Below are 17,184 nucleotides of genomic sequence, written 5' to 3' on the forward strand. Positions count from 1 at the left end.
ATGAATCACAAAGATACCTTTTCTCTTTTAAAGCAGCTTAAAGCGAAGGGCATTAAGCTGAGGGCGTTGAATGGGCAGTTAAAAGTGTCTAGTCAAAGTGGCAAGTTAGATGCCGAAACGGTGAATTTGCTCAAAACCAATAAAGATCAATTGCTGAATTATTTAAGTGACAAAACATACAAGGGAGCGATCAGATCTTCTGTTGAGCAACGACTTGAGCCTTTTGATCTTAATGAAAACCAACAGGCTTACTGGTTAGGTCGTAGTGCGTCTGTTGAGGGCGGCGGTGTTGCTATCCATCTGTATTTTGAAATAGATGCGACGGAGCTGGATATTAATAGACTGCATAGTGCTTGGGAAACCATGGTACAACGCCATGACATGCTTCGCGCGGTGGTGACGTCCGATGGCCAGCAAAAGGTTCTCAAAGAAGTGACGGTTCCGCCTTTTCGCGTGATTGAGCCTGAGCCGAGTTTTGACGCAGCTTTGCTCGATACACGTAACCGCTTGTCTCACGCTAACTATGATCTCACGAAATGGCCTCAGAACACGTTTCAGGTTGTCACCTCTAGCGATAAGAAAACGTTATGTCTGAGTATTGATTGCTGGTGCATCGATGGGTGGAGCTATCAAATCCTCTTCCAAGAATGGTTGCAGTTATACCGGGATGAAGTGGCATTACCCGCGATTGAATTGAGCTTTAGAGATTATTGTACTCATCTAGACGGTGAGCAAAGTTCAATACAGCAGCAAGACTATATCGATAATATGGCGGGGAGTTTACCTCCAGCTCCGAGCTTACCTGAATGTTCACGCTCGCAGTCCATGCCGAGATTCCAGCGTTACGAACATTGGTTATCGGGTGAGAAGATGCAGCAGCTTAAGAATTGGTGTTCAAATAAAGACGTAACGCTAGCATCAACCTTGCTGACCTTGTATGCGGAAGTACTGCACTTATGGTCAAGTAATGATTGTTTTACCGTCAATGTTCCGCGCTTTAATCGCAACTCTGACGATTCAAGAGTCAATCATATTATTGGAGAGTTCGCGACATTTTCACTGGTTGGGTTCGACTTTAATGCTGAAATGGATCGCGTAAGCCGAATTAAGTGCGCTCAGAAAATGGTGTTAGAGAGTGTCGAAGCGGGCGTGTCTGGCGTCGATATTTTACGAAAAAGAAATGAGCGTTCGCAAAGTGTTCAAACCATGCCTTTTGTATTCACCAATGCTCCAGAATGGGTGACTCAAAGCGGCGAAAAGCAGTCATTCATTGATACTCTTCAACAATTAGGGCAATTGGAATACGCCATTTCTCAAACGCCTCAGGTCAAAATTGATTGTCAGTACCATGAGAGTCGCGAAGGGCTTTATTTGTTTTGGGATGTCAGAGAAGACCAATTCTATCCAGGCCAAATTGAGCAGATGTTTAATGTGTTTTTAAATGGCATTTTAGGTTTGGTTGAACAGCCAGACAAAGAGCAACGTCCTCAGGTAGACAATGTTGCTCTAATACATGAAGAACATTTATTGCAAGAGAATATCTGGGCCGATTTTTCAAACACCGTTTCACGTTACCCAGATAGCGTTGCGATTGTATGCGACGAAGGCGAAATGACCTGGGCGCAATTGAATGAGCGTGTGAATGCACTTTCTGGTCACATTGCGTCACTGGGTCTTGCCCCGAACCAACCGGTTTTGATCATGGCTGAAAAAGGCTGGAAGCAAGTTGCTGCCTTTTTATCACTGGTACACCAAGGCCACACTGCCGTTCCTATTGATTGCTCAAACCCCATCGAGCGCATTCAATTTATCTCTAGTGATACTAAAGCGCCGTTGGTTTTATGTACTGAGTTTTATAAAGAAAAGGCGGCGAACATTGGGTTGCCGACATTGGATATTGCGAAAATATCCACCAGTGATGCCGTGGCTCGACAACAATCTAGCGCAGAGAGCATGTTGATCATTTATACCTCGGGTTCAACAGGCCAGCCAAAGGGTGTAAAAATCGCTGAAGTAGCGATGAACAATGCCGTGAATGCAACCATTGAGCGATTCCAATTTGACCATCGAGACGTTTTCTTCGGGCTGACTCAGCTGCATCACGACATGGCATGGTTTGATTTGCTGGCTGCGGTTAAGACAGGTGGACAACTTGTTTACCCTGCGTCTAAGGATTATCGCGATCCGCTGGCGTGGATCCATCAGATTGAGCGTCATGGGGTAACGTGCTGGAACAGCGTGCCACAACTGATGCAAATGTTGCTGACGGCGCTCAAACAGCAGAATCCTCATGCTTTAAGCAGTGTTCGCATCGCCTTTTTAGGGGGAGACTGGATCCCACTTTCAACGTATTCGGACATGAAGGCTTCACTGCCTAGTGCTCGCTTGGTTTCTGTTGGTGGACCTACGGAAACGACCCTTTGGAATATCATGTATGAGGTGGAGACTTTTGATCAAACTTGGTCAAGCGTGCCCTATGGCAAACCTATTGCGAACAATCAGTATCGAATCTTAGATAGGCACGGAAGAGACTGCCCACCTTGGGTTGAGGGTGAGATGTGTTGCAGCGGAATTGGTGTAACGCAAGGGTATGTAAATCGCCCTGAGCTTGAGGGAGATAAGTTCTTTGAATCTGAGGATGGGGCCCGTTACTACCGTACTGGAGATATAGGCCGTTATCGCGCGGATGGTGAAATAGAGTTCATTGGGCGTAAAGATGATCAGATCATGGTGGGAGGCTACCGAATTGAATCTCAAGAGATCCATCGAGCCTTAGAGAGCCATCCAGCGGTAAATCAGGCCCAAGTGTTGGTTGAAAACGGTCAGTTGCAGGCATTTGTGGTGGGCGAACACGATCACACCATGTCCGCAGAGCAACTGGATTCTTTGCTGAGAAAGACCTTGCCTGAGCAGATGATCCCATCGGTCTATTTTGTTGTTGAGGCAATACCGTTAACGGCCAATGGCAAAATAGACAAAGCGGCTTTAGCTTCGTTAGATCGCCAGCTGCTAGTGTTTAGCCAAATTGACGCGACAGACATTCTTCTGCCTGAGCACAAGAGCGTCGCAGCGTTATGGGAGCAAGTGCTTGGTAGAACACCTCAAAAGACAAACGATGATTTCTTCTTGTTTGGCGGTCATTCACTTGCTGCCGTTGAGCTGTTTGCGCTTATGTTTCCACAAGGACACGAAGCGCATTCCGTCGTAAGTCTGTTCGAGTCGAGAACCGTGGCTCAGCAAGCGGAATTAATGGTAGAGAGTGCGGGCAGTCACGCCTTGGTTCTATCTGAAGAGCGACTGGATAAGGCTGAACTGTCTCAAAGCCAAAAGCGTATTTGTTTTGTTGAGCAAATGACGCAAAGAAAGAACCTATTCAATTTGCCGTTCAGAATTACGCTGAGTCGCGATTGTGAAGTGGAACGGCTGAAAAGTTCGTTAGAGCGAGCCTTGTCTCAATTCGATGTTTTTCAGTCTAGGTTGGAGAGTGGCCAATGGGTGAGAACGGAAAAGACCCCTTGCGTGATGTTGGAGGCTTTGCCGTTAACAGAGCGTGAAATTGATAAGCTCACCCGAGCACAAGCTTCTGAAATACTGGATCTGTCCAGTGGAAAAGGGTGGGTTGCTCAGCTCGTCAACCATGAAGAAGGACACTGTGAGTTGCTTTTGACAGTGCACCACGCGTTGTTCGATGGTTGGTCTTTGCAAATTCTGTTGAAGGCATGGCAAGACTGTTATCGTGATGAATGGTTGCACCTCGCTCAGCGTGCGGACTATTTTAACTATTGCCAGTGGGAATCTGAACAGAGTCGCTCTGACGAAGAACTCGATTTTTGGCGCTCGCAGTTAGAAGGCTTCCAAGACTCCGCGTTACTGCCTACACAGCTTGATCCTCAAAATAACGATCTGACAGCGCAGACTGAGGTGCTGTCACTGGATGCTTCGATGATTGACGCCTTAAAAGGCTTCTCAGAGCAGCATAACACCACGGAATTTGCTGTCATGATGGCTGCGTTTCAACTCTTAATTAGCCGATATCTCTCTCAGGATGATGTTGTCATTGGAACCCACGTTGCCAATAGACCCACTGTGCAAATGCAGGCCATTCCTGGTTTATTCCTGAATAACATCGCCATTCGTCAACGTGTCGATAGGGATTGGAGTGTTGAGCAGCTGGTTAGCGAGCAGACCAAAACCTTACTTTCCGCGATGAAGCATTCAAATGTTCCATTTGAACGTGTGGTCAGTGAAATGGCGGCGGGAGGCGATGGAAACCGTCATCCTCTTTATCAGATCAGCTTTGTGTTGGATAACTCACAAACTCTTGAAGGAGAGCTGGGGTGCGTGATTAAGCCAACGGCGCAGCCTGCCATTTCCACTGAACTAGAGATGAATGTGCAGTTAGGAAAAGACCAAGGTCGAGTTAATTTGGTATTTCGAAAGGGGCTGTTCACGGCGTCGAGTATGCGTCGACTATTGGAGCAATATCAGGGGATCTTGAAGCAAATGATTGCCCGTCCTTCATGCCAATTAAATGCACTTTGTTATAACTCAGACAACCAACATGGGGCATTGCAAGGGCCATTGACGCCAATCGTGAACAACAGCATCCACAAATTATGGCAACAAGTAGTTGAAACCACCCCGGAAGCACCAGCGTTGATTGGTGACGGTGTCACATGCACGTTTGAACAATTGAATGACAAAGCGGAGGCATTAGCGTGTCAGTTAGCGTTTGTCGGTGTTGGTTACCAATCACGAGTCGGTGTGCATCTTGATCTTGGAGAAGACTTGTTGGTGTCATTACTCGCCATCGTCAAGCTTTCCGCGTGTTACGTACCGTTGGCAACAAGCTTGCCTGAAGGTCGCTTAAAACACATGGTAGAAATTGCGCAATGCGAGTTGATCATTGGCCGTAATACATTTGACCAAAGTGCATTAGATTGCACTGCGTTTGACATGGCTGCACCGTACTTTGACTCAACGGATATTAAGAGCCAGCAAGGCTTGGTGATCACAGATCATTCTCAAACGGACAAACCTCTTCTGTATGTGACGTTTACGTCCGGCTCAACGGGGACACCTAAAGCGGTTCCAGCAACGGAAGTCGGTGCACTGAATAGATTCTTATGGACTTGGCAGAACATGCCTTACGCAGCAGGAGAAGTCTGCGCCCTGAAAACGTCGATCAGTTTTGTCGATTCGATCGCAGAGATATTCACTCCACTTCTAAAGGGGGTACCTCTTGCGGTGATTCCGACTCAGGCACAGTATTCGCCAGAAGCGTTTACTCATTGCCTTAAAAAATATCAAATCACACGTTTGGTTATGGTGCCATCACTGATGGAAACATTGGTTGAACACCGTCTGAATGATCCTGAATCTAACCAATGTTATCAGGCCCTTAAGCACTTGACCCTCAGCGGTGAAACCTTATCGCAGGCGTTGGCTGATCGGGTACTGTCCTTGTGGCCTCACATTGAACTATGGAACCTATATGGCAGTGCCGAAGTGGCCGCTGACGTGCTTGCGCGTCGTGTAGAGCTAGGTGGCGACTATGTAACGCTGGGTAAACCTTTATTAAATACCACGGTGTCTTTACGAGACAATTGGGGAACCCCAACACCTCATGGTGGTAAAGGCGAGGTATGGGTGACCGGCTGTCAGGTGATTTCTGGTTATCTCAATGACACCGCGTTTCCTGAAAATACGCTTGGGGAAGCAACGTTTGCAACTGGAGACATGGCTCAATTTCATTGCTGTGACGATAACCTTGAAACAACAGAAGTTGTGTTTGTTGGGCGTCAGCAGCAGTTAGTGAAAATTCGAGGTCAAAGGGTCTCCCTTGCCGAAATAAAGGAAACGCTTACTCAGCACGAGCACGTTACACAGCTGGCTGTGGTTATGGTGGACGATCATCGTATTGGTGTTATCTATACGCCTGAAACCGTCAGCGCAAAATCACTTCAGAGTATTGCTGAGCAATTTTTACCTCGATACATGCGCCCTCAAGTTTGGCATGGAGTGGCCCAAATGCCATTGTTAGCCACAGGAAAAGTTGATCTAAAGGCTGCGGGTGATTGTCTTAAGCAACAAGCCAACCAGCCGGTAGAAGCGCGAGCATTGACGGAGAGGGAGCGAGAAATTGCTCAACTCTGGCAGACGTTGACAGGTATCTATCCACACGATCCAAAAAATCATTTCTTTGACATGGGAGGTCACTCGCTGCTCGTGAACTCTCTAACAAATGTATTAAACAAATCCTTTGGTTTATCACTTCGCTTAGGTTTGGTTTATGACTCTCTGGTGCTCAGTGAAATGGCTCAATTAATTGAGACGCTTGTGACGACAAACCTCGCCAAATCAAGCATTAAAGAAACAGGTATTATCTAATGGGAATCGCGTTAAAACTATTGCAATCAATGCAAGCGGAAGGCATTTTTTTGCATCTTACTGACGATGGAAATCTGGGCTATGAAGCGCAGCGTTCGTTGACCAGTGAAGAAATCGATCGTTTGAAGGACAACAAATCGCAACTGGTGACTTTGTTAAAAGCGTCGGTGTCGAATGACGATATTTCACTTAAACCAACACCTCAATGCTCTATTTCACAAGAAAACATGTATTTGTTGTGTCAACAGAGTTCGATTAACGCGAGTTATAACTTGTGTTTTTCGCTGTGCTTTGAGCAACAACCGGACATTGAGCGCCTAAAGAACGCCTTGGCATTTATTCAGACGCAGCAACCTGCCTTGCGTAGTGGCTTTGAGCGTCAGGATGGTGATGTCGTGATGGTTCGTCGGGCTGTCGATGAGGTGCCGTTTGAATCGATTCAGCTGCCAGAAAAAGATTATGATTCTTGGCTAAACAAGGTGAGTCAAACGCCGTTTGATCTTAGCTCGCCGCCTCTATGGAAATTTGTCTTCGTTGAAACGGAACATACACGCAGGTTGGTTATTGTTGTTCATCATATTGTGTGGGATGGTTGGAGTTCAGCGTTATTTCGTGAAAAGTTAAGTCAGGCTTATGGGCAGAATTTAAGTGCCGCCGATGCGCAAGAACATTCCGGTTCTGATCGCTTTGCGCAACATCAACGTGACGCTAGCGAAAAGGGGGAATGGCAGCAAAGCCGCGAATATTGGAAAACTCTGCTTGCATCAGCCCCGATGCAGAATGAGTGGCTAACTCGGAAAACACCCAAGAACAGCCTTGCCGGCCATGTAGATCACCATATTGGTATGGATCTGCTTAATCACGTTCAGCCTCACCAACGATTTAACGCCTTGTTGTCAGCTTGGTTTTTGGCCTTAGGGCGTCAATATCGTTGTAATCGAATGGTATTAGGGGTAGCGGTCGCAAATCGTGATTGTCACAGCGAGCTGGAATCCAGTTTAGGTTACTTCAACAATGTTGTGCCCGTCATCCAAAATCACCTGTTAACAACGCCCGCTAAGCAGCTAATGGAGTCGGTTAAGGGGCAATGGCTAGAGAGTATTGCACATCAAGGTGTCCCTTTTGGTCATATTGTTAATTCAGCTCAGCGTGAGCGAAATAGCCATGAGAATCCGTTAACACAAGTTGTTATTGGGTATCAAAGTTTCGATTGGGATGAAGACTATGCGCAGCTTCCTCATACGCTAGAAGCCGCGAAGAACTCCCATGCCAAACTGCCACTATCAATACAAATGGCGACTATCAATGGCCAACTGACGATAAACGTGGAGTACGATCCACATTGGTATGAAGAAGCAGAAGTTCATACTTTACTTTCGCGCTTTGACCGTGCGTTACATGAGTTGTCTTTGGATTTTGAATCAAAGCCTGAACAAGCTTGGATGAAAGGGGCCGAGTTACCGCAGCCTCAGAACTTGCCGAGAAATCTAGCGAAAATGTTAGAAAAGACGGCTCAAAGGTATCCAGAAAAGTTACTTACTTTCGTTACTGTGGATGGGGTTCGGAGCACGTTGACGTATTCTCAGCTCTATCACGAAGCCAAAATTACAGCAGGGCGCTTACAGCAAGGAAAAAATTGGTCTCACGCGGGGCGTCCGGTGATTGTTCTTGCAGCAGATTTACACCAATACCTAGTGAATTTTTGGGGCGTTGTTATTGCAGGCGGGCAACCTGCCACGATCAATGCTCCGCAAGTGGAAACGCAGGAAGGTTTAACAAAAATCTACGATGCGTTTGTTCAACTCAATCAAGCGCTGATCGTTTGTTGTGAAGCTGGAAAAGAGGCGATTGCCAATTTGCAGCAACAAACGGATGATGTCGAGGTTGTGGTCCCGAGTCAGCTGCCCGCGCAGAACTACGTTCAGTGTGAGATTGATGAAAATAGCCCAGGGATCATTCAACTGTCGTCTGGCTCAACGGGCAAAAGTAAGTGTATTCAACAAAGCCATCACACGATTGTTGAGTATTGTGATTTGATCACCCAAAGCCGAGAGCAACGCTCAATCGATGTCTCTTTAAATTGGATGGGGTTTGATCATGTTGGCGGCTTACTGTTTACGCACCTACGTGATACCTATCTCGGATGCGAGCAAGTCCATGTTTCAACACCTTATGTGCTTCAGTCACCTTTAAGATGGCTTGCTTTAGTTGAAGAGTGCAAAGTAACCCACAGTTGGTGCCCTAACTTTGCTTACAAAATGATGATCAGTGAGGCGGAATCTTCAGAACTGCGTTATGACCTTTCATCGCTCAAGGAGTTAATCAATGGCGGTGAAATGGTGGTTGCTGAAACGGTGCGCCGATTCATTGAGGTATTTACGCCGTGGGGCTTGAAGCCAAACGTGTTAACGCCTGCTTTTGGTATGGCAGAGTCGTGCACTGTGATTTCGACGAAACCTGTTAGCCAAGGTGAGGCTTTTTCACTACATAGCTATGCGATAGATAGCCAAGATGAATATACCCAAATTGGGCACAGCGAATTTGTTTCATTAGGTCAGGCCGTTGCCAATACCGAAATACGTATTGCGAATGAACACAATGAAGTCGTTAAAGAGTTTGAAGTGGGAAAAATGCAGCTGCGTGGCCCTTCAATCACCATGGGGTACTTTGAATCCCCAGAGTTAAATCAAAACGCGTTTGTTGGAGATGGCTGGTTTGACACCGGGGATTGCGGTGTTATTGCCGAAGGGGAGCTGTACCTGACCGGAAGAATGCAAGAGAGCATTGTGCTTAATGGCATGAATTTCTTTAATCATGATATTGAAGCCTTGGTTGGTTCGGTTGATGGTGTTGATGAAACCAGTGTGGCCGCTGTTGGTTATCAGGATCGTGGTGATTCGGCGGTTGTCTTTTATGTGGCAACGTCTCAAAGCAGTTTGCATGAGCTAGAAGATCGCATTCGCAGGCTGTTGGGTGAAAAACTTCAATTTTACCCAACGGAACTCGTGAAACTGGAATCTGAAAGTTTCCTTAAAACCACCGCAGGAAAAATTCAGCGCCGAAAAATGGTTGAACGCTGGTTGAAAATAAAAGCGCTCAATGACAATCCGATAGAGATGGTTCGGCTGCTTCCTGCCCCTATTTCTCAGCAAAGTCTTGAGCGTGTATCGCCAATGTCCATGTCAGACTTGATTGGTGGACATGCCTGCCCGAATAGGGCCGTTGTGACTGTGATGGAGAGCGACATTGAACAGCTAATGCGTGGTAAGGGGGAGATCCAGAAAACTCTCCAGCATTGGAACACCAAACAGCTTGTTCTGTTAGTTGAAAAAGCGCTCGGACCGATTGTGGAACTTTGGGTGCAGGCATTTCAGACCATGGTAATAGGTACGTCAATTCAGGTAATCACCTGTCATTCACCTCAGCCTATTCAGTCGTTGCCGAAACATTCTGCGAGTAAGCGTCTTGATTTTGATGGCGTGAATGGGTTTGAAGATCGAGAGTTTATGGTGGATTGGCGACAGGCACATGCACCACAAATGTTAAAAACGGAATCTTATTCGGTGGTCACGGGGGCGTCGGGTGGCATCGCGCATCATCTTATTCAAGAACTTGTTAATCAAGGTGAATTCGTTGTTCTGCTTTCTCGCTCTAAGCCAGAGATCACTAACACATTACTTGCTGAACAGTATCTATGGATCCGTACCGATTTTACGGGTGAGTCATCACTTGGGGAAGATTGGCAGGATTGTCGAACTGATACGCCACAATTAAAGCAGGCACCTCGACGTGTTTATCATTTGGCCGCGCAATTTCATCGTGACTCCATCGATGATTTGGATTTGGGTACTCTTTCCAAGGTCAAAGCGGTAAATGAAGGAGGGCTGAATAAATTGGTCTCGTTGTTACGCGCTTACAGTCACTCTGACTCCATTCAATGGCTTGTATTTGGTTCGTTAAATGGTGTTCGCGGTGGGCCTCAAAGCCTTTCTTACAACTTGTCACAAGCGGCAACACGAAGCGCCGTTGACATGCTTAGGAAGCAGGGTTTGTCAGCCTCTTGGCTGGGTTGGAGTGCATGGGAAGAGACCGGAATGTCAGTCGGTGAGGTGGATACCACAGCCCTGAAGCAGGCGGGATTACAAAGTCTTCAGGCTAACGACTGCATGAACATGTTGCCTAATCTTCTCACGCTTCCTGCGGGTGATTACCTGATCGGAACCAAAGCGAAGAACGCTGAAGTTCAACCTACTGAGGAGCTAAGTGCTTCAGACATTGGGGAGATCAGTCAAGCGCATCTAGCACCGCTGCGTCAAGTTTGGCAGGAGCTACTGGGGCGTAATGATATTCCTGATAACCAAAGCTTTTTTGAACTAGGTGGGAGCTCCATTTTGCTCTACAAGCTTCAGCATCTTATCGAAAAGGAATTGGGATATAAAAATGTCACGATGGCGGATCTTTTCTCTGCCCCAACCTTGCAGTCAATGGCATTGATGTTGACTCGGCTTACCCCGCAAGAGGCAACGCCACCTTTGGTCAAGGAGTCACTCGATAAAGAAACTCGTAAGACGCGTAACGCGTCAGTCAAAGAGCGATTTAAGCGACGGATGAATAAGTAATGGAACAAATGAAAATGACTCAAACGGATATCAGTACCTTATCCGACTTGGGAGCGATTGCCGTTATCGGTATGTCTGGCGAGTTTTCTGGGTGCAAAAATATTGATGAGTTTTGGTCTCTCTTGCAGTCTGGAAAAAGTGCGGGGCGCTATACTTCCCCCGATGATGCTGAGCAATTGGGCATGTCCACACAGAAAACTCACGATGAAAATTATGTGCCGTGGTCAATGCCAATAGAGGATATTGACCAGTTTGACGCCCGTGCTTTTGAAATGACGGACATGCAGGCCGAGACCATGGATCCGCAATGTCGTCGATTCCTTCAAGCGTGTTGGAGTGGGGTAGAGCATGCGGGTTATAACCCAATGCAACTCAAAACGCTCAACGCCGGGATCATTGCTTGCAGTAACCCAAATGGTTATTTAGGAGAAACGGTTACCGCGCATTTAGATGCAAACCATCACGCCAAAGCGTTGCAGGTGTTAACTGGTAACAGTAATGATTTCTTAGCAACATGGGCTGCCTATAAGCTGAATTTAACGGGCCCCGCATTGACCGTTCAGACGGCATGTTCGAGCTCATTGGTTGCTATCGCGAATGCTTGTTTACAGCTTCAGACTTATCAAGCGGATTTGATGATTGCAGGGGGAGCAGCCCTGACTTTGCCTCAAGAAGTCGGTTACGTTCGACAGCAAGGCAGTATTTTGTCTCAGAACGGACAGTGCTCACCATTTAGCCAAGAAGCGTCTGGTACGTTGAATGGCAATGCGGTGGCGACGGTGGTGCTGAAGCGTGTGGAAGATGCCGTTGAAGATGGCGACCATATTTGGGCTGTGATTCGCGGTGCAGGTATCAACAATGATGGGCGAGCCAAGATGGACTTTATGGCCCCGGGCGTTGAAGGGCAATCAGCCGTCATGAACAAAGCGTTGCAGCTGGCGGATTTGTCGCCGGAGCACATCCAGTTCATTGAAACACATGGAACCGGGACTCAACTTGGGGATGAAATAGAAGTACGTGCGCTTAGCGAAGTCTATGGTGATTCAAACTCCATCAAATACCTTGGGGCGGTAAAAAGCAATATAGGCCACGCCAACGCAGGTGCGGGCATTGCTGGCTTTATTAAAACCGTGCTGTCTCTTTACCATGGAAAAATTGCACCTAATGCGGGCAATACCGATCCTAATCCGACTTTGAACCTTGACGCGTTTCATTTTGCGTTACCACAAAGTGTGCTGAAATGGCCTGAGTGCGATGTACGACGAGCCGCGATCAGCTCACTGGGTTTTGGTGGCACTAACGCACACCTTATTTTAGAGCAAGCTCCTTATTTGCCAGCTGATGAGCAGCCCCAACAAACGGAAGCTCAAGGTGCCAATCTATTAACCTTGAGTGGTACAAGTAAGGTGTCATTAATGGCGCAAATAGCTTCGTGGCAAGCTTGGCTCACTGAACATAAACCAAGCCAGTCCGAGTTGCGTGCTGCGAGCAACGCTTTATTGTGGAATCGTCATCATTTTAGTTATCGCACTGCCGCAGTCGGACAGAATTGGCAAGAGCTGACAGCGTCGTTAACTGATGGCGGCTTAAAGCAAGGTGCGAGTCAGTTAGTGCTTGCTTTTACGGGGCAGGGAGCACAGTGGAAAGGAATGGGGCGTTACCTGTACCAAAATTATCCGACGTTTAAATCCGTGACTGATCGATGTGATGAGTACCTTGATGCGACATTTGGAATTTATCCGGCGGCTTCGGTATGGGAAGGAGACGTGGATTTCGATCAGGCTTTTTCTAACGCTGGTGGCGCACATTATTACCAGTTCTGTTATCAATTTGCCTTAGCGAAAGCCATAACGGCTTCAGGCGTTCACTATGACACTGTGGTTGGCCACAGCCTTGGAGAATTCGCTGCAGCGGTAATCTGTGGTGTGGTTACTTTGCAAGAGGCGGTGTCTCTGGTATGCCAGCGTGGCTTGGCCATTGAAAAGCACTGTAAGGGTGACGTGGGAATGATGGCCGTACGTCTTGACCGAGAGACGCTGCTGACGCTTTTACCAGAATCGCTTGATCTTGCTGTTGTTAATGGTGAACAGCAATGTGTGGTTGCTGGTTTGAATTCTGATCTTCACGAGTTTGAGTCTGAGCTAAAGCGTCAGAGTCATCAGTCAAAGCGGCTTAAGACCACCCATGGCTTCCATTCCAGACAGATGATGTCGGCATGTGAAGATTTTCGCCTAGCGTGTGAAAAGGTTGAATTCCAACCGGTACAGGGGGACTGGATCAGCTCTCTAACCGGTCAAAAATTGGTTAGTGTGGATGCGGATTATTGGGTTAGGCATCTTACTCAGGAAGTACGCTTTGACTTAGTGATCGACAGCTTATTGGACAGCGATATTGGCATGATTGAATGCGGTGGCACTAGCGTGTTGGGTGATCTCGTTCAAGCCAAGCTCACCAAGCGTTCTGTCACCACGGTATTTACGCGGGATGAAGAGCATAAGTTGTTAGCTGAGTCGCACGCCATCGCTTTTTGTTGCGATCGTTTGAATGGCGAGTCAAAGCGTTACCCTCAAGCGAACATTCCTGGTTACTGCTTTGATACCACCCGTTTTTGGAGCGACCAAGCGCCACATACGGTTCGCTGGCAAAGTGAAATAAATAGCAAAGTGGTGGCACAAGATGAAGTGGAAGAGGTGGCCGACGATGAACTTACCGCTTGGCTTAAATCTTTGTGGTACGCCGAGTTAGGTGAAGGGGTCACGATTCACGATGACAGCGATTTTTATGCGCTGGGGGGAAATTCACTGGCTGCGATTCAAATTTGTGATCAGCTTGAGAAACAGCTCGACCTTTCATTTCCGATCAGTCGCTTTCTAAACCAACGCACCTTCGGCCAATTTATGAATACGTTAATGACATTAGCAGAAGAACAACCAGAAGAGATGGAGAACATCCAATGACGCAGGCATCAAGCCTTACCAAGGCGAAACTTCTTAACCGACTTAAGCACCACCAACCTAAGGTTGAGACGGTCACGCCAGACAGGGAGGCACGTTACGAACCGTTCGCCATGACTGACATGCAACAAGCGTATTGGTTAGGTAGGGGAAACCATCTCGACGGCGGCGATGTTGCCATGCATTTGTATTTGGAGTTTCAAAATGAGTCTTATGATCTCGAACGGATCGAGTGGGCTCTGAATGAAGTCATCGCTCGGCATGACATGCTGCATGCCGTGGTGCTTGATTCGGAACATCAGCAAGTTTTGCAAGACATTCCTCAGGTTAAGGTTGAGCTGTTAGATTTTAGTGTTGAGCCTGACCGTTTAGAAATGTTACGTAAAGAATTGGCTCATCGAAAATCAGATCTTACTCAGTGGCCACAAAACCAGGTTGTGGTCTCAAAGATTGCTGAAGACGAATACCGATTACACCTGAGCTTAGATTTATGGTGCATTGATGGTCGAAGCTATCAGATTCTTTTAAAAGAATTCGCCTTTTTGTATCAGCACGGAAGTAACGATGGTTTGGGTTCCTCGACACTGACGTTCAGAGATTATGTTGTGTATCAACAATCCCAGCGTGAAACGGACATGGCTCTGAAAGCGAAAGATTACTGGAAACAGCGTCTTGAGACGCTTCCGTCAGCACCGAGCCTGCCAGCTAAGCGTAATGGAAAAGAAGTTGGAGAGGGGTTTCAGCGTTTTCTTACTACGTTATCGCAGGCGCAGACTCAACAATTAAAAGCGTATGCCCAGCATCATGGAGTCACGTTAAGCAGTGTTTTGATGACGGTTTACAGTTTAGTGTTAGCCAAGTGGTCTGGTGACAATGGGTTTACATTGAATATTCCAAGATTTAATCGACCGAGTGTACACCCTGACATTAATCAGGTAATTGGTGAGTTTGCGACTTTTTCATTGCTTGAAGTTCGTTTGGATAGCGAGCTGACATTCGCCGAGCAAGTGAAAAAGCTTCAGAACCAGATGATGAAAGACATGGAACATTCATCAGTGAGTGGCATGGAGTTGCTGCGCGCTCTTACGCAAAAACATGGCAGTGTTGCGAATATGCCTGTGGTGTTCACGGCTTCGCCTGAGTTAGGCCAAGAACAAAAGCAATTTGAGGATGAGATTGCAATCTTCGGCTCTATCAAACATGCCATCTCTCAAACACCACAAGTCGATTTAGATTGCCAATACTTTATGTTGAAAGATCAACTCAATGTGAATTGGGATGCGCTGGTTCATAAGTTCGAATACGGTGTGATTTCGGCGATGTTTGATGAATTTGAGCGATTATTGTCTGTGATTTCATCGAACAATGCCAATTGGAATGCGTCGCTGAAAGCGTGTTTACCAGACGCTCAGCAGGCCATTTGGGATCAAGCGAACGATACGGTGACGCCTTATGAGCTTGTCGACTGGTGCGCTGTGCTCAAAGATCACGCACGTCGCCAACCGGAGAGCGTCGCATTGGTGTGTGGCCCAGATGAGATCACATGGTTGCAACTGTATACCAAAGTCAAGACCATGGCTGCTAACCTACAGGCAGACAATCCTCAATCTGGTTTGGTTGCGTTGTTTTTACCAAAGGGCCCAACCCAAATTATGGCGGCATACGCGTGTGTGATTGCAGGCTACGCCTACCTACCGATCGATGTTGAAGCCCCTAATGAACGAATTAGCTCGATTCTTTCAGAGTCTGGCGCTGATCTGCTTGTGCATCAAACAGAGTCAGGGTTTTCTGAGTTAGAGATACAAAAAATCCATGTGGATGCACTGGGTAAGAGCGCGGGTGAGCCACTATCTCGAAAAGACATCGGCGCTGACGATTTGGTTTATGTGATTTATACCTCAGGTTCGACCGGCACACCAAAAGGGGTTCCGATCAAGCAAAAAGGGTTAAGCAATTTTGCACGGTTTAATCAAAGAACCTTTGGTCTCGATCAGACTGATCGCATTATGGCGTTGAGTGCCATCCATCATGATATGTCCGTGTTTGATTTATTCAGTGGCTTGTTGGCTGGTGCGACGCTGATCGTTCCTGACGAAGCCCACCGCCGTTTGCCAGAAGAATGGCTGCAATTGGCGAATACACAGAAAGTGACGGTTTGGAATGGTGTTCCTGCGGCTGCCCAAAAGTTAATTACCGCCGCCAATACACAGGCGATCACGTTGGAGAGCTTAAAGTTCATGATTTTAGGTGGTGATTGGGTCCCTACCGACACACCAGATCTGCTTAGGTCTGTTGCACCAAACTGCCAACTGTACACTGTCGGTGGCCCTACTGAGATCTCCGTTTGGAATATCTTCGCTAAAGTATCTCATCATGATGGGGATTGGCCTTCTTTGCCTTATGGACGACCAGCTGATAACAGTGGTTACTTGATCCTCTCTAATGATGGCGAGCTTGCTCCGATGTGGGTGGCTGGTGAAATGTTGTGTACAGGTACGGGGGTGTTTGACGGTTATTTGCATCGTCCTGATCTTAATGAACACGCATTTATCTCACACCCTAAATATGGCCGTCTCTATCGCACGGGTGATATTGGCCGAATTCGACCTTGTGGAAATATTGAGTTCATTGGCCGAACGGACAATCGAGTAAAACTTAACGGGCACCGTATTGAGTTAAGCGAAATTGAGCAAATTGCCGCGAACGTTTCGGGTGTGATTCAAAGTGTCGCGCTTATTATCACAGGGGAGCATGGTGATCGACTTGCCTTATGTTATCTCACCGATAGTTCTTCAGATGATACCCTTGAAGCGCGCTTAAAACAGCGTATGTCAGCGTCATTACCAGTGGCACTGATGCCTCAGAGCTGGTTGGCCCTAAGTGAGTGGCCTCTTACGGCTAACAATAAAATCGACCGGCAGCAATTGTGTGATTGGTGCAGCAGTACAGGGCAAGACCAACAAGCGATTGAAGGTGCGCTGCCTGTACTTCTTGCCCAGCTATGGCAGCAATTGATTGATGAGAATGTGCAGTACATGAGCGATAACTTTTTCATGTTAGGGGCTGACTCTATTACAGCGACACGTTTGTCGAGTTTGGTTAACGATACCTTTGGTGTAGAAGTTTCACTCGCCGACATTTTTCTTTCCCCAACGATTCAACAACAATCGATTCTGATTGGTGAAAAACTCGTTCAAGCAACACGTCAAGGAGACGAGTAG

At 47.1% G+C, this 17,184-nt stretch carries 4 protein-coding genes; all 4 read left to right on the top strand.

The features are described 5' to 3' along the window. The 4 genes from MHO82_RS10875 to MHO82_RS10890 are packed head-to-tail and all read left to right on the top strand — an operon-like array spanning nt 1 to nt 17,184. Entirely contained in the window at nt 1-6,390 is a 6,390-nt protein-coding gene (locus MHO82_RS10875) for a non-ribosomal peptide synthetase (protein WP_239183970.1), read from the top strand. Then, a complete protein-coding gene (locus MHO82_RS10880; protein ID WP_239183971.1) occupies nt 6,390-11,009 on the top strand; it encodes a condensation domain-containing protein in 4,620 nt (1,539 codons plus the stop codon). Before MHO82_RS10875 ends, MHO82_RS10880 begins: the two co-directional genes overlap by 1 nt. Continuing rightward, entirely contained in the window at nt 11,009-13,966 is a 2,958-nt protein-coding gene (locus MHO82_RS10885; RefSeq protein WP_239183972.1) for a type I polyketide synthase, read from the top strand. The genes MHO82_RS10880 and MHO82_RS10885 overlap by 1 nt, the downstream gene beginning before the upstream one ends. Next, a complete protein-coding gene (locus tag MHO82_RS10890) occupies nt 13,963-17,184 on the top strand; it encodes an amino acid adenylation domain-containing protein (protein ID WP_239183973.1) in 3,222 nt (1,073 codons plus the stop codon). The genes MHO82_RS10885 and MHO82_RS10890 overlap by 4 nt, the downstream gene beginning before the upstream one ends.

Origin of the sequence: Vibrio sp. Of7-15, from assembly GCF_022347565.1 — a bacterium.
In the GTDB taxonomy this organism is placed as follows: Bacteria; Pseudomonadota; Gammaproteobacteria; order Enterobacterales; family Vibrionaceae; genus NORP241.

Coding starts and splice junctions, on each gene's coding strand:
- MHO82_RS10885 (WP_239183972.1), top strand. CDS start 11,009: ATGGAACAAATGAAAATGACTCAAACGGATATCAGTACCTTATCCGAC.
- MHO82_RS10880 (WP_239183971.1), top strand. CDS start 6,390: ATGGGAATCGCGTTAAAACTATTGCAATCAATGCAAGCGGAAGGCATT.
- MHO82_RS10890 (WP_239183973.1), top strand. CDS start 13,963: ATGACGCAGGCATCAAGCCTTACCAAGGCGAAACTTCTTAACCGACTT.
- MHO82_RS10875 (WP_239183970.1), top strand. CDS start 1: ATGAATCACAAAGATACCTTTTCTCTTTTAAAGCAGCTTAAAGCGAAG.